This is a genomic window from Streptomyces sp. NPDC030840, assembly GCF_055572015.1.
In genome coordinates this window covers 34612-57148 of sequence record NZ_JBVIEE010000039.1, presented here as the reverse complement: position 1 = coordinate 57148, position 22537 = coordinate 34612, and the positions used below count along the sequence as shown (strand labels likewise).

General features: G+C 72.8%; 19 protein-coding genes and 2 pseudogenes. 10 read left to right on the top strand and 11 right to left on the bottom strand.

The features are described from left to right. Positions 1–199 precede the first annotated feature (199 nt). From ACZ49J_RS44095 to ACZ49J_RS44085, 3 genes are all read right to left on the bottom strand, one after another. The gene (locus tag ACZ49J_RS44095) at positions 200–358 is read right to left on the bottom strand and encodes a hypothetical protein (protein WP_467456930.1); all 159 of its coding nucleotides are present in this window, start codon (positions 356–358) and stop codon (positions 200–202) included. A 28-nt stretch (positions 359–386) separates the two neighbouring features. Beyond that, entirely contained in the window at positions 387–1121 is a 735-nt protein-coding gene (locus ACZ49J_RS44090) for a hyaluronoglucosaminidase (protein WP_467456931.1), read from the bottom strand. Between the two features lie 197 nt (positions 1122–1318). Further along, complete coding sequence (locus ACZ49J_RS44085; RefSeq protein ID WP_467456932.1) at positions 1319–1993, bottom strand: DUF3000 domain-containing protein; 675 nt, start codon at positions 1991–1993, stop codon at positions 1319–1321. A gap of 204 nt (positions 1994–2197) precedes the next feature. Between ACZ49J_RS44085 and hemE the strand changes: the two genes are divergently transcribed. Continuing rightward, positions 2198–3295 (top strand): uroporphyrinogen decarboxylase, encoded by a 1098-nt coding sequence (gene hemE, locus ACZ49J_RS44080; RefSeq protein WP_467456933.1) that lies wholly within the window; start codon positions 2198–2200, stop codon positions 3293–3295. 113 nt (positions 3296–3408) lie between these two features. On the opposite strand, the gene ACZ49J_RS44075 is transcribed toward hemE, so the two are convergent. Then, positions 3409–4851, bottom strand: coding sequence for an MFS transporter (locus ACZ49J_RS44075; RefSeq protein ID WP_467456934.1), 1443 nt, complete (start codon positions 4849–4851; stop codon positions 3409–3411). Positions 4852–5051: 200 nt separating this feature from the next. Between ACZ49J_RS44075 and ACZ49J_RS44070 the strand changes: the two genes are divergently transcribed. From ACZ49J_RS44070 to ACZ49J_RS44060, 3 genes are all read left to right on the top strand, one after another. Beyond that, on the top strand, positions 5052–5783 hold the full coding sequence (locus tag ACZ49J_RS44070) for a DUF5134 domain-containing protein (protein WP_467456935.1): 732 nt from the start codon (positions 5052–5054) through the stop codon (positions 5781–5783). Positions 5784–5897: 114 nt separating this feature from the next. Further along, the gene (locus ACZ49J_RS44065; RefSeq protein ID WP_467456936.1) at positions 5898–6314 is read left to right on the top strand and encodes a DUF6153 family protein; all 417 of its coding nucleotides are present in this window, start codon (positions 5898–5900) and stop codon (positions 6312–6314) included. Positions 6315–6387: 73 nt separating this feature from the next. Continuing rightward, positions 6388–7920, top strand: coding sequence for a multicopper oxidase family protein (locus tag ACZ49J_RS44060; protein ID WP_467456937.1), 1533 nt, complete (start codon positions 6388–6390; stop codon positions 7918–7920). 95 nt (positions 7921–8015) lie between these two features. On the opposite strand, the gene ACZ49J_RS44055 is transcribed toward ACZ49J_RS44060, so the two are convergent. The 6 genes from ACZ49J_RS44055 to ACZ49J_RS44030 form a co-directional block, all read right to left on the bottom strand. Further along, on the bottom strand, positions 8016–9041 hold the full coding sequence (locus tag ACZ49J_RS44055) for a C40 family peptidase (RefSeq protein WP_467456939.1): 1026 nt from the start codon (positions 9039–9041) through the stop codon (positions 8016–8018). 120 nt (positions 9042–9161) lie between these two features. Beyond that, positions 9162–10073: a M56 family metallopeptidase gene (locus tag ACZ49J_RS44050; protein ID WP_467456940.1), complete on the bottom strand. Its 912-nt coding sequence runs from the start codon at positions 10071–10073 to the stop codon at positions 9162–9164. Continuing rightward, a complete protein-coding gene (locus tag ACZ49J_RS44045) occupies positions 10070–10438 on the bottom strand; it encodes a BlaI/MecI/CopY family transcriptional regulator (protein WP_467456941.1) in 369 nt (122 codons plus the stop codon). The genes ACZ49J_RS44050 and ACZ49J_RS44045 overlap by 4 nt, the downstream gene beginning before the upstream one ends. Before the next feature lie 123 nt (positions 10439–10561). Further along, positions 10562–12133 (bottom strand): oleate hydratase, encoded by a 1572-nt coding sequence (locus ACZ49J_RS44040; protein WP_467456942.1) that lies wholly within the window; start codon positions 12131–12133, stop codon positions 10562–10564. A gap of 189 nt (positions 12134–12322) precedes the next feature. Next, a complete protein-coding gene (locus tag ACZ49J_RS44035) occupies positions 12323–12601 on the bottom strand; it encodes a hypothetical protein (RefSeq protein WP_467456943.1) in 279 nt (92 codons plus the stop codon). Between the two features lie 187 nt (positions 12602–12788). Next, complete coding sequence (locus ACZ49J_RS44030; RefSeq protein WP_467456944.1) at positions 12789–14003, bottom strand: globin domain-containing protein; 1215 nt, start codon at positions 14001–14003, stop codon at positions 12789–12791. 696 nt (positions 14004–14699) lie between these two features. Here ACZ49J_RS44030 and ACZ49J_RS44025 point away from each other — a divergent pair. The 6 genes and pseudogenes from ACZ49J_RS44025 (at position 14700) to ACZ49J_RS44000 (ending at position 21309) form a co-directional block, all read left to right on the top strand. Beyond that, positions 14700–15557: a universal stress protein gene (locus tag ACZ49J_RS44025; protein WP_467456946.1), complete on the top strand. Its 858-nt coding sequence runs from the start codon at positions 14700–14702 to the stop codon at positions 15555–15557. Between the two features lie 184 nt (positions 15558–15741). Then, positions 15742–15948, top strand: a complete 207-nt coding sequence (locus ACZ49J_RS44020) for a hypothetical protein (RefSeq protein ID WP_467456947.1) — start codon at positions 15742–15744, stop codon at positions 15946–15948. Positions 15949–16230: 282 nt separating this feature from the next. Beyond that, a pseudogene (locus tag ACZ49J_RS44015) lies at positions 16231–17060 on the top strand (universal stress protein). A gap of 163 nt (positions 17061–17223) precedes the next feature. Then, positions 17224–19485, top strand: a complete 2262-nt coding sequence (gene pflB, locus ACZ49J_RS44010; protein ID WP_467456948.1) for a formate C-acetyltransferase — start codon at positions 17224–17226, stop codon at positions 19483–19485. Further along, positions 19482–20228, top strand: coding sequence for a pyruvate formate-lyase-activating protein (pflA, locus tag ACZ49J_RS44005; RefSeq protein WP_467456950.1), 747 nt, complete (start codon positions 19482–19484; stop codon positions 20226–20228). Before pflB ends, pflA begins: the two co-directional genes overlap by 4 nt. A gap of 86 nt (positions 20229–20314) precedes the next feature. Continuing rightward, positions 20315–21309: pseudogene (locus tag ACZ49J_RS44000) on the top strand (Acg family FMN-binding oxidoreductase). Between the two features lie 152 nt (positions 21310–21461). Here the strand turns inward: ACZ49J_RS44000 and ACZ49J_RS43995 are convergent. Next, positions 21462–22358 (bottom strand): universal stress protein, encoded by an 897-nt coding sequence (locus tag ACZ49J_RS43995; protein ID WP_467456951.1) that lies wholly within the window; start codon positions 22356–22358, stop codon positions 21462–21464. Between the last annotated feature and the right edge of the window lie 179 nt (positions 22359–22537).

Here is a 22537-nt window from a genome sequence, read left to right as displayed (position 1 = left end):
ACCACGGCCGTCACGATCACGGGCGTCGTGGTCACGGCCGTCACCACCACGGCCGTCACGATCACGGGCGTCGTGGTCACGGCCGTCACCACCACGGCCGTCACGATCACGGGCGTCGTGGTCACGGCCGTCACCACCACGGCTGCCATGACCACGGGCCGCCACTCCCCGGGCCATAGCAGCCGTGCGCGGAGGCGCGTCAGGAAGCCGGTTGTTCCTGGCTGTCGGCGGGTGCGGTGAGGCGGGCCTTCAGGGCCGCGTTCTCCGCTTCGAGGGCCGCGATCCGTTTCCTCGCGAAGTACAGTTCCATGACCGCGTCATGGAACTCCGCCACGAGCTCTTCCGGTGTCAGTTGCATCGTCGTCTCCACAGGCCCGGGGGCGGGGTCACGCCGGGGCGAGACGGGTGACCGTGCCCTGGGAACCGCGCCAGAACAACTGCCCGTTCGCGGCGTACAGGGAGCCGCCGCCCGCGGAGTCCACGGACGTCGGTGCGTTCGCGGCGTCGGCGATGCGGACCACGCCCTCCACGAGCAGGCCGGCCGGCGCGCCGGACCGCTGGACGATGTGGACCTGCGCGCGGGGCGTGGCCGCGCGGTCGACGCCGACGCCGATCCGGCCCGTGCCCTTCACCACGAAGTCGTCCAGGCCCTCGTTGTTGCGCAGGACGACGAGGTTGCCCGTGGTGGCGCCGTTGGTCGCGGTCAGGAAGATGCCCTGGGCCGCGGTGCCGGCCGTCTGCAGGTCGATCGAGAGAGCCGCGGAGTTCTTGTCCGAGCCGTCGGCGTGTCCGCGGTGGGCGATCTTCAGGGTTCCGCGGCCGGTCTCGGTGCCGGACAGGTACATGGCCGAGGTGCCCGGGTTGTCCGAGACCACGTTCAGGGCCGCCCCGGTCCCGGCGGTGCCGGCCTGGTAGACGGTCACCGCGTGCGCCGTCTCCGACGTCGTCTTGAAGAACGCGGACTCGGCGGTGGCGTTGGTGCTGAACTTCTCCGCCACCACCGGCCCGTCGAACGTCGTGACCTCACCCGCGCTCTCCGCGGCGCCTGCCGTACCGCTCGCCACCACGGTCACCGCACCCGCGGTGAAGCCACCCAGGAAAAGTCTGCGTGCCAGGGGCACGTACCCACCCACTTTCCGTCTCGCGCTTCTTCAGCCGGTCTCCGCGCCGCCACGCTCGGGCGGCCGGGGGCATGAAACACCCGGGGATGGGACTCCGGTCAGCGGTGTTTGGTTGTACGGCCGGTCACGCCTGTTCCGTGGTAAACGTCCTGCGCCGCGGGCATTCTGACGGCCCGTCGGTCCGGCCGCCGTGCGTCCTAGCGGGGCTGCGGCCCCCGGCGCTGGGGCAGGGTGACCACGGACGCGTCGCCCGGGACCGTCGGCGGCAGGCCGGCGACCTGGGAGAGCAGGTCGCACCAGGAGGCGAGGTGGGAGGCGGTGTCGGGGACGCCCCCGAGGCCCTCACGGGGCGTCCAGGATGCGCGGATCTCGATCTGGCAGGCGGCGGGGCGGGCACTGAGGCCGCCGAAGTAGTGGGAGCTCGCCCGGGTGACGGTGCCGCTCGGTTCGCCGTACGCCAGACCACGTGTCTGCAGCGCCCCCGTCAGCCACGCCCAGCACACGTCGGGGAGCAGAGGGTCCGCGGCCATCTCCGGCTCCAACTCGGCGCGGATCAGGGTCACCAGACGGAACGCGCCCTGCCAGGCCTCGTGTCCCGCCGGGTCGTGGAGCAGGATGAGGCGGCCGTCGGCCAGGTCCTCGTCGCCGTCGAGGACCGACGCCTCCAGGGCGTACGCGTACGGGGCGAGCCGCTGGGGCGGGCGCGTGGGCTCGATCTCGATCTCCGGCCGCAGCGCCGCGGCCCCCAGCGCGTCGACGGCCGTACGGAAGGGCAGCGGAGCCGTCTCCGTCTGCCTCCCATCCGGGCCCCCCTCCTTCGCGTCGTCCATTCCGCCAGCGCCGTCCGACAGTCGTCCCTGTGCCGCAGCCATGCGGGGAAGATTAAGGGGAACGGAGCCCGAGCGCAGGGAGAGACACCCGTGCACCGGGTCACGGTCGGATCGCGCTGAGCGAACGCGGCGCCCCTTTCAAGGCCTCCGCACGCCCTCGGGCGCCCCCTCCCGCTCCCCGGCAGGGTCCCGGAGACGGCCGCACCCGGCGTCGGCGGCGGCACGCGGCGTGCGAGACTTTCCGTCGTGAGTGCCAACGCCGGCCCCTCGGGCCACCAGCCGACCGCCACGACCGCCCAGCGAGACGCGGTCAGAGATTCAGCTTTCCTCAAGGCGTGCAGGCGTGAGCCCGTGCCGCACACCCCCGTGTGGTTCATGCGGCAGGCCGGCCGGTCCCTCCCCGAGTACCGGAAGGTGCGCGAGGGCATTCCGATGCTGGAGTCCTGCACGCGCCCGGAGCTGGTCACGGAGATCACCCTCCAGCCGGTCCGGCGGCACAACGTGGACGCGGCGATCTTCTTCAGCGACATCGTCGTCCCGCTCAAGGCCATCGGCATCGACCTCGACATCAAGCCCGGTGTCGGCCCGGTCGTCGAGCACCCGATCCGCACCCGCGCCGACCTCGCCCAGCTGCGCGATCTGACCCCGGAGGACGTCTCCTACGTCACCGAGGCCATCGGCATGCTCACCGCGGAGCTCGGCGAGACCCCGCTCATCGGGTTCGCGGGCGCGCCCTTCACCCTGGCCAGCTACCTCGTAGAGGGCGGCCCGTCCCGCACGTACGAGAACGCCAAGGCGATCATGTACGGCGACCCGGAGCTGTGGGCGGACCTGCTCGACCGGCTCGCCGAGATCACCGCGGCCTTCCTGAAGGTGCAGATCGAGGCGGGCGCGAGTGCCGTCCAGCTCTTCGACTCGTGGGCGGGGGCCCTCGCGCCCGCCGACTACCGCCGCTCGGTCATGCCCGCCTCCGCGAAGGTCTTCGACGCCGTCGCGTCGTACGGCGTACCGCGCATCCACTTCGGTGTCGGCACCGGCGAGCTGCTGGGCCTGATGGGCGAGGCCGGCGCGGACGTCGTGGGCGTCGACTGGCGGGTCCCGCTCGACGAGGCCGCCCGGCGCGTCGGCCCCGGCAAGGCCCTCCAGGGCAACCTCGACCCGACGGTCCTCTTCGCGTCCCAGGAGGCGGTGGAGGCCAAGACCCGCGAGGTGCTCGACGCGGCCGCCGGGCTCGAGGGCCACGTCTTCAACCTGGGCCACGGTGTCATGCCGTCCACCGACCCCGACGCGCTGACCCGGCTCGTCGAGTACGTCCACACGCGGTCGGCGCGCCAGGTGTATTGACGAACGCGGTCGTCAGGTGCGCCGCGGGGACGAAAGGGGGGCCGCCCGATGTCCTGAGACGGGACATCGGGCGGCCCCTTGCCGCTGTGCCGCCCCACGAGGCGGCCGGCCCGCTATACGCCGACCCGCTCGCCCTTGGCCGCCGGAGCGGCCGCCTGCCGGGCTGCGGCAGCCGCCTTCTCGCCGCGCATCACGAGGAGGGTGACGATGCCGCCGACGGCGGCGACGGCGGCGGCGCCCAGGAACGCGGCACGGAAACCGTGGGTGAGCGCCGGCAGGTCGCCCAGCTGTCCCGCCCCCTGCGAGGTGGCCAGGGCGGTCAGGGCCGCCAGGCCGAGGGCCGAGCCGACCTGGTAGGTGGTGTTGACGATGCCGGAGGCCAGGCCCGCCTGCTCCTGCGGGGCACCGGACATGGCGGCCATCATGGCCGGGATGTACGCCAGCGACATGCCGAGCGCCGCGACGAGCGAGGCCGGCAGGACGTCGACCGCGAAGGTGCCGGCCGGTTCGGCGGCCGACAGCCACAGCAGGCCGAGGGCGAGGACCAGCAGGCCGCCGCCGATGAGCGGCTTGGCGCCGAACCTGGCGAGCAGCTTCGCGGTGATCGCGGTCATGAAGATCATCAGCAGGACGGTCATCGGCAGCAGCGCCGCACCGGAGGCGAAGGCGCCGTAGCCGAGGACCTGCTGCAGGTACAGGTTGAGGAAGTACCACATCGGGATCCAGGCGGCACCCAGCAGCGCCATCGCCAGGTTGGCCGAACCGAGGCGCGGCACCCGCCAGATGCCGAGCGGCATGAGCGGCTGACGCACCGACCTCTGGATCACGAAGAACACCACCAGGAGGGCGGCGGCACCGGTCAGTTGGAGAACGGTGGCCGTCGAGCCCCAGCCGGCGTGCTCCGCGCGGACGACGGCGAAGACGGTGAGCGCGAGGCCGGCGGTGACGGAGGCGGCACCGAGCACGTCCACGGCCCCCCGGCGCGACTCGACGGCGGGCAGCAGCCTGGTGGCGGCGAGCGTGGCGACGCCGATCGGGACGTAGATGATGAAGATCCACGGCCAGCTCAGCCACTCGGTGAAGACGCCGCCGAGGAAGACGCCGGCGGTGCCGCCCGCGGGGGCCGCGGCGCCGTAGAGGGCCATCGCCTTGCCGAGCTCCTTCGGGTCGTGCGCGAAGAGCATCATCAGCAGCGTCATGGCCGCCGGTGCGATCAGGGCGCCCCCGACGCCCTGTACGGCGCGGCCCACGACCTCGGCCCAGGCGGTCTGCGCGGCGGCGGCCACCACCGACCCCGCGATCAGGACGACCCAGCCGGCGTTGAAGACCCTTCGGGCGCCGAGCAGGTCGGAGAGACGTCCGCCGAGCAGGAGCAGTCCACCGAAGGCGATGACGTAGGCATTGAAGACCCACTGCAAGTCGCCCTGTGAGAAACCGAGTTCACGCTGCATCTCGGGGAGCGCGACCCCGATGATGCTGGTGTCCATGATCACCATGAACTGGGCGGCGGCGAGCACGACGAGCGCCCACCAGCGCCGGGGATTGACAGTCGACATGGTTCCACCCCTTCTTCTAATACCCCTGGGGGGTATCTCGGAGAGGGAAGGTAACATACCCCCTGGGGGTATGCAACGCGTGGTGCGGAGGGTCGGTCGGCCGCCGGTCGGTGAGTCGTACTGCCGATCGCTACGTACTAAGCGGGTACGTAGTAGTCGGCGACCGGAGAGCCGTGACGGCTCCCGTGAAGGGTGGCGGCGTGACGGGACACCTCCTGGGCTGGACGCTGGTGGTGCTGGGAGCCGGAGTGGCTGTCGGGAACCTCGTCCGGATGGCGCTGGTCAGTGGCTGGGCGAGGTACGAGGCGGGGGCCGAAGTCGTGATGGGGGCGGGGATGGCCGTGATGGCGGCGCCTCCGACCGCGGCTCTCTATGGCACGTACGGCATGTGGTGGGCGGCGGTGTTCGGACTGCTGTGTCTCGGGGGCGTCGCCCTGTCCGTACGGCAGGTGGCGGTTCAGGGAGGCGTGCGGCACCTGAGCCATCGCCTTCACCTCGTGGTCGGCAGCGCGGCCATGGTCCTGATGACCCTGGCCATGCCGGGCTCCACGTCGGGGCCCGTGCTGGCGCTGGCCGGCTCTTCCGGGCACGGACACGGAGCCATGCCCGGGATGCAGGGCATGGCCGGGATGGAGGGGATGGGTGCCCACGGCATGACCGAGGCTGCCGCCTCCTCGGGTTCCGCGGTCGCCTGGCGTGCCATCTTCTGGGTCCTGGCCGCGTACTTCCTGGTCTTCATGGCGTTGGCCGTGCGCGCCCGGATGCGCGGTGCGGCCGGTGCGGCGCAGGCCGAGGCCGTGCTCGCCCGCAGGGCCCGTCACCGTCGGGCGTCCCGCACTCCCGCGATGCTCTCGGTGCCGAACGCGCGCCTGGCCGGTCACGTAGGGATGGGCGGATCGATGGCGACGATGCTGCTGATGATGACTGCCTGACCCGGTTGATCCACGCGCGCGAGTTCGGCTGCCGCCTTCCGCCCATCGGGCCTCCGGTACCCCCAGGGGGTAAGATGCCGTGGACGGTGGCGGCGATCAGCAGAGGCGAAGCACGTGACGATCCGGTCAGTACGCGAGGGCGGCACAGCCGTCCGCCTGTCGTACGGGGTGTTCCTCGCCCTGTGCGTCGCGCTGGCCGTGCTCGTGCACCACGAGACGTCGGCGACGCCTGCCTCATCCCGCGCCCCCTCCATGCCGGGCGCCGCCCATGCCGTCCACGCGACGCAGGGCGGGACGGCACCGTCCGCCTCGGACAGCTCCCCGCACAACGCCGACGGCGGCGGGTGTGCCCTGCCCGGGACGCAGCACTGCACCACGGCGAGTATCGACACGGTGCAGCTCGCCGTGCCCGGCCGCGGCGGGTTCGCCCCACGGGCGGAGCCGCCACATGTCACGGCCGGACGCGCACCCGGCGCCGTGACGGCCCGAGCGCCGCCCGACCTCTCCGTCCTCTCCCAACTGCGCATATAGGCCGCGCCGGACGGCGCGCGATGTGCCGTCCCCCGTGACCACATCGGCAGTTTCGAACAGAGGACACGACTCGATGAACAGCATCAAGCGTCGCTCCGTGCTGCTCGCCGGCCTCGGCATCGCCGGGGCGGGTGCGATCAGCGCGTGCAGCAGCGACTCCGGCTCCGCGGGCAACGACCTGGCCGGTCCCTCGGGCGCGGCCGTCGCCGCCGCGGAGAAGAAGCGGGCCGGCACCGGGCGCGAGCGGAAGGTCACCCTGACGGCGGCACCCGCCAGGATCGATCTGGGCGGTGGCATCACGCCCAGGACCTGGGCCTACGACGGACGCACCCCCGGCCGGGAGGTCCGCCTCTCCGCCGGTGACACCCTCGTCGCCGAGCTGTCGAACCAGCTCCCGGACAGGACGCCCACCTCCATCCACTGGCACGGCATCGCACTGCGCAACGACATGGACGGCGTGCCTCCCACCACCCAGAGGGCCGTGCGGGCCGGCTCCGCCTTCACCTACCGCTTCATCGCCGACGCGCCCGGCACGTACTTCTTCCACCCGCACGTCGGCGTCCAGCTCGACCGCGGCCTGTACGCCCCGCTGATCGTCGAGGACCCGAGGGAGCCCCTCGCGTACGACGACGAATGGGTCGTCCTGCTCGACGACTGGGTCGACGGCGTCACCGGCACCCCGGAGGAGGTCTTCGCCGAACTCGGGCAGGGCATGGGCGGCATGCACATGGAGGAGAGCCACAGCACCTCCTCCGGCGGCATGTCCATGAAGTTCATGCTCATGGGCGCGGACAGCGACCTGCTCGGCGGTGACGCCGGCGACGTGAAGTACCCGCACCACCTGATCAACGGCAGGGTGGCGGCCGACCCGGACGTCCACACCGGCAAGCCCGGCTCGAAGGTGCGGCTGCGGATCATCAACGCCGGCGGCGACACCGCGTACCGGGTGGCCCTCGGTGACCACAAGCTGACCATCACCCACACCGACGGCTTCCCGGTCCGGCACCGGGAGGTGGACGCGCTGCTCGTCGGCATGGGGGAGCGGTACGACGTCCTGGTCACCCTCGGGGACGGGGTCTTCCCGCTCGTCGCCGTGGCCGAGGGCAAGGACGCGAACGGGTTCGCCCTGGTGCGCACCGGCTCAGGGAGTGCCCCGGAGGCGACCGTCCGCCCGAAGGAACTCGACGGCATGATCATGACGGCATCCCAGCTGCGGGCCGCCGACGACGTGCGCCTGGAGTCCGCCGGGGCCGACGTCACGCACCGGATCAGGCTGACCGGCGGCATGGCCATGTACGACTGGGCCATCAACGGCAAGGCCTTCGACATGGACGACCCCGAGGCGAACCCCCTCCTCGTCGAGGAGGGGCAGCGCGTACGGCTCGACTTCGTCAACGACACCGACATGTGGCACCCGATGCACCTGCACGGCCACACGTACCAACTCGGCACCGCCGGGCCGCGCAAGGACACCGCGATCGTGCTGCCCCGGCGGAAACTGTCCGTCCACTTCGACGCCGACAACCCGGGCCAGTGGATGCTGCACTGTCACAACGCCTACCACGGCGAGGCCGGGATGATGGCGAATCTCGCCTACCGGGCCTGATCAGCGGCTCGCACCCGCTGTCCGGACGGGCTCACCGACCGCCGGTGGGCGCGTCCGGACGCGGGGGCCGTCCCCGCACGTGTCCGTGTGGGTGCTCAGGGCCGCGACGCGGCGAAGAAGGGCATGGAGTCGAGCGGGACGATCTCGATGTTCTTGCCGGTGCGCGGCGCGTGGATGGCCTTGCCGTCGCCGACGTACATGCCGTTGTGCTGGTTGTCGTTGTACCAGTAGATGATGTCGCCGGGCTGCAGGTCCGACCTGGCCACCTTGCGGCCGGCGTCGTACTGCTGCTTGACCGTGCGCGGCAGCGAGACGCCCGCGGCGCGCCAGGAGGCGCCCGTGAGCCCCGAGCAGTCGAAGGAGTCGGGGCCGGTCGAGCCCCACTCGTAGGGCTTGCCGAGCTGCGCGTACGCGAAGTCGAGGGCGGCCTTGGCGCGGCCGCTCGCCGGGCCGTTGTAGGTGGCGGCGGCGTCGCTGACGCCCGCGGCGGCGTCCTCGCGCTTCTGGTCGGACTCCATCCTGGCGCGCTGTGCGGCCGTCAGGCTGTTGAGGAGCTTGCGTGCCGCGGTGAGCTTGTCCTGGACCTCGTCCTTCGTCCTGGCGGCCTTGGCGCGGGTCTCCTCCAGGGCCTTCAGACGCTTCTGGGCGTCCTGGCGCTCCTGCGCGAGTTCGCGCTGCCCGGCCTGCATCGCTCTGAGGGCGTCGGCCTGCCGGCTGCTCGTGCGGCCGAGCATCTCGGCCTGGTCGAGGTAGTCGTCGGGATCGCCGGACAGGAAGAGCTGCACGCTCGGGTCGATGCCGCCGCTGCGGTACTGGGCGGCCGCCAACGGGCCTATCTCCTCGCGCAGTTCGTTGATCTCCTGCTGCTTGCGGGCCAGGCGGTCCTGCGCGCGGCGGGCCTCGCGCTCCAGCTTCTTCTGCTTCTCGCGGATACCGTTGTACTCCTCGGTGGGGCCCTCGGCCTCCTCGTAGAGCCGCTCCACCTCCTTGCGGACCTCGTCCACCGTGGGCTTGGGGGCCGCCTGGCTCTGCGTCGGCAGGAGGCTGACGGCGCCGGCGGCCATGCCGAGCGTGGCGATCCGGGCGCGGCTGGGCGGCTTCGGCCGACGGTGCGTTCCCATGCGCGGACGACTCCTTCGTCTGAGTTGGTGAGAACTTAGTAGCTTAGTAGTTCGAATCGCAAGTGAGGCCGTGCGGCAGGGGCTTGCGGGAAACCGTCCGGTCGAGGACGGGAGCGTCCGTCAGCCCAGGCCGGGCGGGCAGGCGGTGAGCAGCGGCAGCAGCGGAACGACCACCGCGGCGGCGGCCACGGACCCCCACAGGGCGGGATGAGGGGCCCTGCGCGGGCCGAGCACCCGCTTCAGGCGGATCAGGACCGTGTGCCCGCCCGCCGCGAACGCGCCCTTCGGGATCCGGGCCGCCGCCATCTCGTACATGGCGGTGGCCAGCGCCTCGTCGGAGTGGCCGCGCAGCGCGCGGTCGTCCGCGACCATCTCCAGCAGGAGCGCCGTCTGCTCGCGGGCATGGCGGGCCAGGGGGAGCCGGCGGAAGACCGAGTGGAACGCCTCCACGGCCGCCAGGCCCAGATGGTGACGGCCCAGGATGTGGGCCTGCTCGTGCTCCAGCACGGCGGCGAGCTGCTCGGGCGTCAGTTCGCGTACGGCCGCGTCGCTGACCACGACGCGGGGGTGCCGGCCGGGGAGGCAGTAGGCGGCGGGGAGTTCGTAGGGCAGGACGGTGGCGCGCAGCCGGGCCGAGTGGCGGCCCACCAGGTCCACCGCTTCACGGTGCCGTGCCCGCGCTCGACGGGCCCGTCCGGCGTGGAAGGAGAAGGACCAGATCAGGGCCACGCCGATCGAGGCGGGCAGGGCGACGGCGAGTCGGTGCGCTGTCGCGGGGTCGGGACCGTTCGCGCCGATGTCCAGCCCGCAGGAGTGCAGCAGGCCCAGCACTCCCGTGTGGGGATGCTCGGTCGGCATGGCCAGGTGGTACGCGGTCAGCGCGACACCGATCGAGAAGGAGACGGTCAGCGCGTGCCAGACCGCGACGGCGAGGGCGGGTGCCCGGTGGGGCCAGCGGGCGCGAAGGACCAGGTGCGGGGCCACGAAGCCCACGACCACGGTGTAACCGGCCAGCCAGGGTGCCGCGTTCACGGTTTCGCCTGTCGTCCCACGGTGCGCAGGGCCTTGCGCAGGGCCGCCAGCTCTTCCTCGGACATGTTCTCGACGAAGTGCACGAGGGCGGCCGGGCGGTCCTTGCTCTCACCCAGACCGTCCTCCATGAGCGCGGCGGCGTACGCCTCGCGGCTGCGCACCGGGGAGTACAGCCAGGCGCGGCCCTGCTTGCCGCGCAGCAGCCAGCCCTTGGTGTACAGGATGTTGGTGACGGTCATCACCGTCGTATAGGCGATGGGGCGGGTCCTGTTGATGTCGTCGACGACCTCGCGCACCGTCGCCGGACGGTTCCACGTCCAGAGGCGGTCCATGATCTCCGCCTCGAGGTCCCCCAGCCGCCGCATGGCCCTGACTTCCTTTCGCCACCGGATGCGCAAGCGTGTACGCAAGGCCATAGTAGACGGCTGACCGGTGGGTCTTCCGCACGGCCGCCGTGGCCGGCCGTGCGGGGCTGGTCGCACCCGTTGTCAGCGGTGCATCGTTTCCAGGGCGGCGGCCAGCACGTGGGGGTCGTGGTGGCCCTTGTGGACCGCGGGCGGCCGCTCGGTGAGGTCGAGGAGCCGTGCCACCGCGGTCCAGGCGGTGCGGACCGAGTACTCGACGGTGAAGACGACGTCGTCGGGTACCTCGGCGAACTGGCCGATGAAGGCGAGGTTGACCGACCCCTCGGGTACGGCGTCGGGCCGGTCGTCGCGGCGGCGGGCCAGGAACGGGCTGGTGACGTAGGGCATGAGGCAGGGCACGACGGTGGAGGTCCCCAGGACCCGGGCCCTCGTCGGCTCGTCGAAGGGCAGGTGGTGCAGGACCTCTTCGAGGATCTCCCGGCCGGAGCACATCGTCATCGGCTTGGGGGTGTGGTCGCCGGCGCGGCCGGGACGCAGGCCGTAGCCCCACCAGACCGAGACGCCCTCGGGCTGGTCGCGGTAGACGGGCTGGCGGGGCGCCACGATGGTGAGCAGCCAGTTGGAGGCGGTGAACGTCATCAACCCGCCCCGGCCGGTCTCCCGGCCGCTGAACTCCGCGAGCGCGTCGAGGAAGGCGGGGCCCTCGGCGGTGACGGTGAACGACTCCCAGCGGGATTCCTTGACGTGCTTGTCGAAGGCGTCCGGGTTGCCGAAGTCCTCGCGCCCCCTGGACAGCCGGTGCCACAGCAGCCAGGCGTCCGAGCGCCGGGGAGGGGGCGGCGGAGCGGCGAAGTGGGAGCCGACGCCGGCCGAGTCGGTCATGGAGCCGTTGGTGACCAGGACCAGGTCGTCGGGGGCCACGTCGATCCGTTCGTCACGGCCGTCCCGGGTCAGGTGGATGCGCTTGACCGTCGTGGACCGGAGCCCCGGCGCGAAGGCGAGGTCGGTGACGTGACAGCGGGTGTGGACGGTGACGCCGCGTTCGCTCAGCCAGGCGGTCAGGGGGCGCACGACGGAGTCGTACTGGTTGTAGCGGGTGCCGTACGTGCTCGTCAGCGAGGCGAACTCGGGAGCCAGGTGGATGAAGCGCTTGAGGTAGCGGCGGAACTCGATGGCGCTGTGCCAGGGCTGGAAGGCGAACGTGGTGCACCACAGGAACCAGAAGGTCGTGGTGAAGAAGTGCTCGGTGAAGCAGTCGGTGATCCGCTTGCCGTCCAGGCGCCCCTCGGGGGTCGCCAGGCAGCGGACCAGATCCAGGCGGTCGCGCTCGGAGAACCCCATCGAGCGCACGTCGGCGATCTTTCCGTCGCCGTCCACGAGGCGTGCGATGTCGTCCCAGGCGAACTCCTCGTGCCCGGCGAGGATCTCCTGTGTCACGGACACCGCGGGGTCGTCGAGGGAGGGGATGCCGGACAGCAGGTCGTACGTGCAGCGGTACTCGGCATCGAACATCCGCCCGCCGCGCATGGTGTAGCCGGCGTGCGCCGTGCCGCCCGCGTCCAGGCTGCCGCCGATGTTCCGCTGCTCCTCGAAGAGGTGGATGTCCGCTCCGTCGAACCCGCCGTCCCGGATCAGGAAGGTGGCCGCGGCGAGCGCCGCGATACCGCTGCCCACCAGATACGCCTTCGCCATCACACAACTCCTCGTTCTCGCCCGACGATCGGGAAACCGCGCATCCCACTGTTCCCGTGCCTGGGGGCGCCGTCAGGGGGCCGTTGGTCACCCGCCTGGTCCGGACGGCCCCATGGGGCCCGCCGCGCGGCGGGGAGGACGACGGGCCCGGTCGGTGGACCGTCACCGACCGGGCCCGTACTCACCGCCGGCTCACGCCGGGTGGGAGCCGGCCGCCCCACCGCTGCCCGCGGCGGGACCTGGCTCCGGGCTGCCGCCGCGCCACGGCGGTGCCGGTGTGCGCCGGCCGTGGTGCCCGGCGCGAGCCGCCTTGTCGGTCTGGCGGCGCAGCCGGTCCTGGAGCTGGTCGACGAGCTCCCGGCCGGTGGCCGCCTCGGTGAGGACGACCACCTCGCGCCTGCCGACGTGCAGGGCCGCCGTGGCCGACCAGGGACGGTCCGCGTGGTGGGCGGCCGCTCGCGTGATGCGCACCTCGCCGATGGCGGCGGGAAGTCCCGGCCTGCCGACGACGGCGTCGATCTTCGTGCGGGCTTATGCCAGGGTGTCCTCGTCCACCTCGCCGTCCGAACGCAGCAGCACGGTGGGAGCGGTGGTGCGGGCGTCGTCGCTGGTCATCTCGGTTCCTTTCGTAAAGGTGCGGTGGGGTGCCCGATGTCGTTCAGGCCGTCGTGCCGGGCAGCCACAGGTCGGGGTCGAAGACCTCGTAGCGGATGCGCCGTGCGGGGACCCCGGCGCGCAGCAGCTGCCCGCGGACGTCCCGCATGAACGGCAGCGGGCCGCACAGGAACACCGTCGCGCCGTCGGGCAGTTCGACTCCTTCGAGGTCCATCCGTCCGGTACGGGCGTCGGGTTCGTCCTGACCGGGGCGCTCGTACCAGAAGACGGCCCGGGCGTCCGGCAGCCGCTCGACCAGCTCCCGGGTCTCACCGCGCAGGGCGTGGTCGGCGGGGGAGCGGTCGGCGTGCAGGACCAGTACCGGGCGGGGCGAGGCGAGGGCGGCGAGACGGGCGAGCATGCCGGCCATGGGGGTGCAGCCGATGCCCGCCGAGACCAGCACGACGGGGGTGGTGGCGTCGGCCGGGTCGTCGAGGGAGATGTCGCCGAAGGGGGCGGAGAGCGTCAGCTCGTCGCCCTCGCGCACGCAGCGGTGCAGCAGGCCGGAGACCTCGCCGTCCGGCGCGTCGTCCGTGGCGGCGACCCGTTTGACGGTGATCCGCCGCAGGTCGCCGCCCGGGTCGGAGGACAGGCTGTACTGGCGCGGTTGGTGGACCCCGTCGGGCATGCGCAGGCGCACGCTGACGTACTGGCCCGCTCGCGCACGCGGTGCCGGCCGGCCGTCGGAGGGGCGGAGCAGGAAGGACACCACGTCCGGCGTCTCGGTGCGGCGTTCGACGACCGTCCACTGCCGCCAGATCCGGCCGGGCTCGACGCCCGCGTCCTGGTAGAGGCGGGCCTCCCGGCCGATCAGGGCGCCGGCCATCAGCCAGTACACCTCGTCCCAGGCCGCCGCCACTTCCGGTGTCACCGCGTCGCCGAGGACCTCGGCGATCGCGCCGAACAGGTACTTGTGCACGATCGTGTACTGGTCGTCGGTGACTCCGACGGCGGCGTGCTTGTGCGCGATGCGGTCCAGCAGCGCGTCCGGGCGGGTGTCCGGGTCGTCGAGCAGCGCGGTCGCGAAACCGGCGATCGAGCCGGCCAGGGCCTGGCGCTGGGCTCCGCTGGCCTGGTTGCCGCGGTTGAACATTCCGTCGAGCAGCTCGGGCCGGTCGCGGAACATCGCGCCGTAGAAGCGGGTGGTGATCTCGTCGAGCGCTCCGGCCACGGCGGGCAGGGTGGCACGCACCACGGCGGCGGATTCTGCGGACAGCATGGAGCCTCCCAGGCAGGGGGTGAGGTGGGGGTAGGTGCCGCATCCCGAGGGGGCGACCGTCTTCTGTGTACCAGGCACCGGACCGCGTTTCGGCGGCGTTTCGCGGCGCTGGGCGAAGAGGGGCCGAACGGCCCCATCGAACGAGGCACAGCGGCCCCATGGGCCCCGCCCGCACGGGGGCCGGATGGTGCGGGGACGGCCTCCCGTCGGCCCTGTCCGCTGCCGCGGTCGGATGCGCCCGAGGAGGACGGCGTCCGCGGGCACGTGATCGACGCCGCGCCTTCGGGCAGCCGATGAGTCGGGGCGGGGCGGGGCGGGGCGGGGCGTGGCGGGGCGGGGTGGCGGATCCGGGGGGAAACCGATCCGCGTCGCCCTGCGGTCGTCGACTCGGCCCGGCGACCGGTGGCAGTCGGCGGCACCCGCGTACGCGACCACCGGGAACGAGGTACGCGGCCACCGTCACCCCGCCCAGGATGTCGCCTTCCGCCACGAGTAGCGGTAGCCGGTCAGCGGACGCTCCTTCCGACAGTGGTCCCAAGGGCCCGCTGGGCCAACGGGCCTTGCGACGGGGGGTGTTGCCCGTACCGGCCCCCGCCGCGCAGGGCCCACCGGCCCCGGTCGGGGACCTGCGGTCCCTGCACCACCGGCCTCCCGCGCCACCACGCTGGGACCGAATCCCCGATGAGGAGGCGGAACATGATCCGCAGTGTTGTCGCAGGTCTCGACGGCTCGGCCGAGAGCCGTGGTGCGGCCGAGTGGGCGGCCCGCGAGGCGAAGCGGCGCTTCCTGCCGCTCAAGCTGGTCCACGTCCGCGAGGAGGTGCCCGAGCCCATGGCCCTGGCGCGGTTCCTCGGCGGCGAGACGCAGCAGCAGTGGAACGAGCGCGTCGCGCGCGAGGCTGTGGAAGCGCTCAAGCAGCGGCACCCCGGACTGGACGTGACGGTGGAGCAGGTCTCCGGCCGGCCCGCCGAGGTGCTGCCCCGGGCGGCGAGGGACGCCGAGCCGCTGGTCCTCGGGTCCCGCGGGCTGAGCGGCCTCGGAGGATTCCTCGTCGGGTCCGTGGGCCAGGCCGTCGTGGCGCACACCGAGCAGCCGGTGGTCCTGGTCCGTGCCGGCGAGCGGGCCGCCGACGGGCCCGTCGTCCTGGGGCTCGACACCGACCACCCCGACGACACGGTGATCGCCTACGCCTTCGAGGCGGCCGCCCGCCGTGTGACACCCCTGCGGGTCGTCCACGCCTGGACCCTGCCGCCGTACTTCGCCTACGGCCTGCCAGCCGACCCCGAGCTCAACGCCGCGCTGGGCAAGCAGGACGCCGCCACGCTGGCCGAGGTGCTGCACCGCTGGAAGGAGAAGTACCCGGCCGTCGAGGTCATCGAGGAGTCCCTTTCCGGCAGCCCCGCCGTCCACCTGGTCGACGCGTCACGCGAGGCGTCCCTGCTCGTCGTCGGCCGCCGGATCCGCCGCGGCCCGCTCGGCGCGCACATCGGCCCCGTCACGCACGCCGTGCTCCACCACGCCACCGCCCCCGTAGCGGTCGTCGCACACGAATGACGCGCCCGGGACCCTCGGGGACGCCGACCGACCAGCCCGTCCGCGCGCACCTGCTGCGCCTGGTGCCGGGACATGGGCCGCCCGGCACCGCGCCCGGGCCCTTCGGCACCCTGCGCCCGGACGGGCCCGGCGGTTCGATGAAGACGAAAGCCGATCCGAGGAGAAGTGGAAGGGGGTGTACAGCGTGGGTACGTCACTGACACCGGAGTTCTGGAGGCTGTTCGCCGTTCTCCTGGGGATCTCCATCGCGGTCACCGTCGTGCTCAGTGCCGCGGTCGACGCGCTGGTGCTCAGGGCACAGCGGCGCCACCGCGTCCGTCGCCGCCGGCCGGCACGCGCCGGGGCGGCCGAGGCACCCCGCCGACCCGGTCGCATCGCGCTCCATCGCTGAGCCGGAAGCCGCCTGCCGGGGTTCGAAGCCCCGGCACGACGACGTCGACGCGGTCCGGCACTCGGTGTTGAGTGCCGTCGTCACCGGCACGGCCACGGTGGTGACCGACCACGCCGACCCCGCCGAGCACGAACGCGTGGCCCGCACCGTTCCGGCGTCCCGGGTGCCCTTAGGGGTCCTTCGTGCGCAGCGCACGGGTGGGGCCGTGGACGCCGGGCTGTCCGTGGTTCTCGGTCCCACGAGGGCCGCGAACCCCGCGCACGAAGAGAAGGGAACTGGACAATGACTCTGCGTCATGTGGCCGTCGGCGTGGACGGCTCGCTGGTGGCCGTACGGGCGCTGGACCGGGCCGCCGCGGAAGCGGCGCGCCGCGGCACGGCGTTGCGCGTCGTGTACACCGTGGCCGACCGCGACGAGGCGGGGCCGGTTCTGGCATCGGCGGCCTCACGGGTCCACGAGCGTCATCCCGGTCTGCCGGTGGAGACCCGGGCCGTGGAGGCCGGCGCCGTGCGGGCGCTGGCGCGGGAGAGCGAGAGCGCCGTCCTCACGGTCGTGGGCACCCGGGGGCTCGGCGGTGTCACCGGCCTGCTGGCGGGCGCGGTGAGTCAGCGGCTGGCCGCGCACACGCACGGTCCGCTGCTCGTCGTCCGCGGGGACCACCCCTGCGACAACGGGCGCGACGTGCTGCTCGGGCTGGAGAGCAACGCCGACGCGGACGCGGCCGCCTACGCCTTCCAGGAAGCCGAGCGGCGCGGGACCCGGCTGCACGTCCTGCACTCCGCGGCGCACCGGCACACCGCGCCCGCGCCGCCCTCGCCGGCCCCTGCCACGGCCCCGGCCGGCAGCGCCGGTCCCGCGACGACCGGGCGGAGGAAGCCGTCGCGCGGTTCGGCATCGCCCGGCTGCGGGAGGCGCACCCCGACGTCGACGTCGACAGCCGTACGGTGCCTGCCGGCCCGGCCCACGCCCTGCTGGCGGCGACCCGTGAGGCCGGCGTCGTGATCATCGGCGCGCACCGCCGTGCGGGCCGGGTCGGTCCGCAGCTCGGTGCGGTCGCGCATGTCCTGTTGCACCACTCCCACTGCCCGGTGGTGCTGGTGCCGGCGACCTGATGGCGGGCACGGCTGTCAGCGGCCGGCCCGGGACCAACGGCCCGGCACGAGAGGGACGGGTGGCGCGCCCCGGATGCGCCAAGAGGCCCTCCTCGGGGGCATCCCGAGCGACCAGCATCGAGAGCGAAGAAGTTCTACGGGCAGAGTGAGGGAGAGACCGGCGATGACGGCTACGGTGACGGCTGGACCCCGGGCGGCGACCGAGGCGTGGCGGGACTTCGCCGGCACGCGCTGGCGGGACCAGGTCGACGTGCGCGACTTCATCCAGGCCAACTACACGCCCTACGAAGGCGGTTACACGTTCCTGGCCGGGCCGACCGAGCGCACGCTCGCCGTATGGGGCAAGGTCGCCGCCTTGTTCCCCGAGGAACGGCGGAAGGGCGTCCTCGACGTCGACCCGGGCAACCCGTCCACCATCACCTCGCACCGGCCGGGCTTCATCGACCGCGACCGCGAACTGATCGTCGGCCTGCAGACCGACGCCCCGCTCAGGCGGGCGATCATGCCCAACGGCGGCCTGCGGATGGTCGAGAACGGACTGAAGGCGTACGGCTACCAGGCCGACCCCTTCGTCACGCGTGTGTTCGGCACCTACCGCAAGACCCACAACGACGGTGTCTTCGACGCCTACACCCCCGAGATGCGGGCCGCCCGCAAGGCCGGGATCATCACCGGCCTGCCGGACGCCTACGGCCGCGGCCGGATCATCGGCGACTACCGGCGTGTCGCGCTGTACGGCACCGACCGGCTGATCGAGGCCAAGCGCGCCGAGCGGGCCCTGCTGGACGCGCGGCCCTCCGGCCCGGACGTCATCCGGGACCGCGAGGAACTGGCGGAGCAGATCCGGGCGCTGGGCGAACTCGCGCAGATGGCGGCCTCGTACGGCTGCGACGTCACCCGGCCCGCCGCCACCGCGCACGAGGCGGTGCAGTGGCTCTACCTCGGCTTCCTGGCGGCGGTGAAGGAGCAGAACGGTGCCGCGATGTCGCTGGGCCGCACCTCCACCTTCCTGGACGTCTACCTCCAGCGCGACCTGGACGAGGGCGTCATCGACGAGTCCCGTGCCCAGGAGCTGATCGACGACTTCGTGATCAAGCTGCGGATCGTACGGTTCCTGCGCACCCCCGAGTACGACGCGCTGTTCTCGGGCGACCCGACCTGGGTGACGGAGTCCATCGGCGGCCTCGGGACCGACGGCCGTCCGCTGGTCACCCGCACCTCCTTCCGCTTCCTGCAGACCCTGTACAACCTCGGCCCGGCCCCGGAACCGAACCTGACCGTGCTGTGGTCGCCGCGGCTGCCCGAGGGCTTCAAGCGGTTCTGCGCGCAGGCGTCCATCGACACCAGCGCGATCCAGTACGAGTCGGACGACCTGATGCGCCCGCGCACCGGCGACGACACGGCGATCGCCTGCTGCGTCTCCGCGATGGCGGTGGGGAAGCAGATGCAGTTCTTCGGCGCCCGCGTCAACCTGGCCAAGGCCCTGCTGTACGCGGTCAACGGCGGCCGGGACGAGATGACCGGTGAGCAGATCGCACCGGAGACGCCGCCGCTGACGGGCGAGTACCTGGACTACGACGAACTGTCGGCGGCGTACGACCGCGTGCTGGACTGGCTGGCGGCCACGTACGTCGACGCGCTGAACGTCATCCACTACATGCACGACAAGTACGCCTACGAACGCGCCGAGATGGCGCTGCACGACTATCCGGTGCACCGCTTCATGGCGTGCGGGATCGCCGGTCTGTCGGTCGCCGTGGACAGCCTGTCCGCCGTCCGGCACGCGCGCGTGAAGGTCTTCCGGGACGCCACCGGACTCGCCGTCGACTTCCGCACGGAAGGGGAGTTCCCCGCGTACGGCAACAACGACGACCGCGCCGACGGCATCGCCGTCGACCTGGTGGAGTCGTTCATGGCCAAGGTGCGCGAGCACCCCACGTACCGCGACGCCGAGCACACGCAGTCGGTGCTGACCATCACCTCGAACGTGGTGTACGGCAAGCACACCGGCAACACACCCGACGGCCGCCGCGCGGGCGCCCCGTTCGCACCGGGCGCCAACCCGATGAACGGCCGTGACCGGCACGGTGTGGCCGCCTCGGCCCTCTCGGTGGCCAAGCTGCCCTACGAGCAGGCCCGCGACGGCATCTCGCTCACGACGACGATCACGCCCGAGGGCCTGGGCCACGACCCGGCTGAACGCGCGGGCCACCTGGTCGGCATCCTCGACGCGTACATGGCCTCGGGCGGCTTCCACATGAACGTCAACGTCCTGGACCGGGCGACGCTGGAGGACGCCATGGAACACCCGGAGAAGTACCCGGAGCTGACGGTCCGGGTCTCCGGGTACGCCGTCAACTTCGTCCGCCTGACCCGCGAGCAGCAGCTCGACGTGATCAGCCGCACCTTCCACGGAGCGCTGTGAACACCACCGTCCAGCCGGTGACGGGCCGAGTCCACTCCTGGGACCTGTCCACGGGAGTGGACGGTCCCGGGACCCGGTTCGTGCTCTTCCTCAGCGGCTGCCCGCTGCGCTGCCTGTACTGCGCCAACCCGGACACCTGGCACATGCGCGACGGGAAGCCGGCCACCGTCGACGAGGTGATGGCGGAGATCGAGAAGTACCGCCCCTTCATCACCACCGCCGGCGGGGGAGTGACGCTCACCGGCGGCGAGGCCCTGCTGCAGCCCGCGTTCACGGCCGCGGTCTTCCGCCGCTGCGGGGAACTCGGACTGCACACCGCCCTCGACACGTCCGGCTTCCTCGGCGCCCGCGCGAGTGACGAACTGCTCGCCGACACCGACCTGGTCCTGCTGGACATCAAGTCCTTCGACGTCCGCGCCTACCGGAAGCTGACCGGCGGCGACCTCGCCCCCACCCTCAGCTTCGCCACCCGCCTGGACCGGCTCGGCGTCCCGGTGTGGATCCGCTACGTCCTCGTGCCCGGCTGGACCGACGACCCGGCGGCCGTGGACGGGCTCGGCGCGTTCCTCGCCGGGCTCGGCAACGTCGACCGGGTGGACGTCCTGCCGTTCCACAAGCTCGGCGCCCACAAGTACGACGCGCTGGGCATCCCCTTCCCGCTGCGCGACACACCCGCGCCGGACCCTGACCTGACCGAGCGGGTGCGCGAGCAGTTCCGGGAACACGGCCTGAGGGCCCTGTGAACGAGCAAGGGTGCGGAGCCGCCCGGTCCCGTCGGTGGACATGGGGGTACCCGGACACGCGACGGCGGCAGGCGAAGGAGGACGCCATGGCTGTGCGACAGATCGATCGGAAGACGGTGGCCAGGCTGGTGGCCGAGGCCGCCGCGGCCCCGTCCATGCACAACGCGCAGCCGTGGCGCTTCCGCTTCCTGACCGGTGAGGGTGTCCTGCTGCTGCGGGCCGACCCGGAGCGGGCCATGCCCCGCTCCGACCCCGGCGACCGGGCCCTGCACATCGGCTGCGGAGCGGCACTGTTCAACCTGCGCGCGGCGGCCGCGTACGCGGGCCTCGTCCCCGAGACGCGGCTGCTGCCCGAACCGCGGGACCCGCTGCTGCTCGCCGCCGTCCAGCTGTCCGGCGGCGGCGCCGGGCACGCGCGGGACGAGGATCTGGCGCGGTTGCACTCCGCCATCGGGCAGCGGCACACCAGCCGCCATCCCTTCGCCGAGAAGGACATCCCCGAAGAGGTGCGGGACGCCCTGCGGGCCGCCGCCGAGCGGGAGGGGGCCGTGCTGCTCTTCCCCGGCCCCTGGCACGCCGAGACGGTCCTCGACCTGATCCATGACGCGGAGAGCCGCGACGCCCTCGACCCGGACGCCGACGACGACCTGCGTCGCTGGACCCGCCTCGGACCGGAGGCGGACACCGCCGTCGACGGCGTACCCGAGTACGCGTTCGGGCCGCGCAAACGGGACGGCAGGGCCCCGTGCGGGACTTCGCCGGGCGCCGGCCCGTCGCGGACCGTGGCACCACCACCTTCGAACACACCCCGCACCTGGCCCTGCTGAGCACCCCCGGTGATGGACCCGCCGACTGGTTGCGCGCCGGCCAGGCGCTGGAGCGTGTCCTGCTGGAAGCCACCCGGGCGGATCTGGCCACCTCCCTGACCTCGCACGCTCTGGAGGATCGCACGCTGCGGCTGCTGACCCGCGACCCCTCATCGGGCGCGGGCCAGGTGCAGATGGTGCTGCGGCTCGGCTACGGGCCACGGGGACCGGCCACACCGCGCCGCCCGGTGACAGACGTTCTCGACGTCGTGTGACCGGGGCCCGTAGCCGAGCCGCGTGTCCGGGCCCGCTGCCGACGGGCCCGGGAGCCCGGAGCGGGCGATCGGCATCGCGTTCCCACGTCGAACGCCCGGGGCCCGCGAAGACCCCGGGCGCGCCGCACCGTGCCCGAGCGCAGGTGACCCGGTCAGTCGTGCGGGACCACCGCGACCGGCGCCGTCGCGTGGTGGAGCACGGCATGGGTGACGGGCCCGATGTGGGCGCCGATCGAGGTACGCCGGATACGCCGGCCGACAATGACCAGCGACGCGTCGGCCGCGGCGTCCGCCAGGTGGGCGCCGGCGTTCCCGATCGCGGTCTCCTCGTCGACCTCCACGCCGGGGAACTTCTCCCGCCACGGTGCCAGGGCCGCGTCGACGTCGCCTTTCCCCTGCCGGGCCAGTTCGTCGTTCAGCCCCGGGTCCGCGGTGAGGCCGTAGGCGAAGTAGGGCGACGGGCTCCAGCCGTGCACCACCCGAAGCCGGGCGGCGCGCTGGGCCGCCGCCTCGAAGGCGAACGCGATGACCGCGTCGTCGAGGTGCTCGTGGTCCAGGCCCAGGACGACGTCCCGGAACGGTGTGTCGGTCGACGGGCGGCCGTCCGCGTCCGGCTGGTGCTCGTCCTCGGCCTGTGCCTCGGAGCGTACGAGGACGAGGGGCCGGGACGTCTGCGCCGTGAGTGCCAGCCCGACCGAGCCGACCAGGAACCCGACGACACCGCCCAGGCCGCGTGAGCCGATGACCATCGGGTCCGCTTCGGCGGACGCCGCCAGCAGTGCCGTCACCGGTGGCTGCGGCACCTGCTCCGAGGTGATCTCCAGGTGGGGGTGGCGGTCGTGCAGGCGCTCGGTCGCCTCGCGCAGAACGCGGCCGCCCCAGTGCCGCTGCGCCGCGGTAGGGGGCACCGGCCGGGCGTACGGCTGCCAGTCCCAGGCATGCACCAGGTGCAGGGGAAGGCCCCGTCGTTCCGCTTCTCGCGCGGCCCACCACGCGGCGGAGAGGCTTTCGGGTGAACCGTCCACTCCGACGGTCACGGTACGGGGCATGGCAAGGACCTCCTTGGGGGGAAAACGGGGCCTCGGGCGGCCCGTTGTCACGGTGTCACCCGGAGCGGACCCGCCAGCAGGGCCGAACGGCCCGCGGCCGCGGAGCGGACGGCCCTGATGATCGGGAATGCGGGGCTGGGCATGCGGGTCGGGCCCTGCGGGGTGATGGTCCTGGCGTC

Bases quoted from the DNA above. Each gene is read 5' to 3' on its own strand.
- ACZ49J_RS44060 (WP_467456937.1), top strand. From the start codon at position 6,388: ATGAACAGCATCAAGCGTCGCTCCGTGCTGCTCGCCGGCCTCGGCATC.
- ACZ49J_RS44030 (WP_467456944.1), bottom strand. From the start codon at position 14,003: ATGCTGTCCGCAGAATCCGCCGCCGTGGTGCGTGCCACCCTGCCCGCC.
- ACZ49J_RS44025 (WP_467456946.1), top strand. From the start codon at position 14,700: ATGATCCGCAGTGTTGTCGCAGGTCTCGACGGCTCGGCCGAGAGCCGT.
- ACZ49J_RS44085 (WP_467456932.1), bottom strand. From the start codon at position 1,993: ATGGCTGCGGCACAGGGACGACTGTCGGACGGCGCTGGCGGAATGGAC.
- ACZ49J_RS43995 (WP_467456951.1), bottom strand. From the start codon at position 22,358: ATGCCCCGTACCGTGACCGTCGGAGTGGACGGTTCACCCGAAAGCCTC.
- ACZ49J_RS44075 (WP_467456934.1), bottom strand. From the start codon at position 4,851: ATGTCGACTGTCAATCCCCGGCGCTGGTGGGCGCTCGTCGTGCTCGCC.
- ACZ49J_RS44095 (WP_467456930.1), bottom strand. From the start codon at position 358: ATGCAACTGACACCGGAAGAGCTCGTGGCGGAGTTCCATGACGCGGTC.
- ACZ49J_RS44045 (WP_467456941.1), bottom strand. From the start codon at position 10,438: ATGCGGCGGCTGGGGGACCTCGAGGCGGAGATCATGGACCGCCTCTGG.
- ACZ49J_RS44055 (WP_467456939.1), bottom strand. From the start codon at position 9,041: ATGGGAACGCACCGTCGGCCGAAGCCGCCCAGCCGCGCCCGGATCGCC.
- pflB (WP_467456948.1), top strand. From the start codon at position 17,224: ATGACGGCTACGGTGACGGCTGGACCCCGGGCGGCGACCGAGGCGTGG.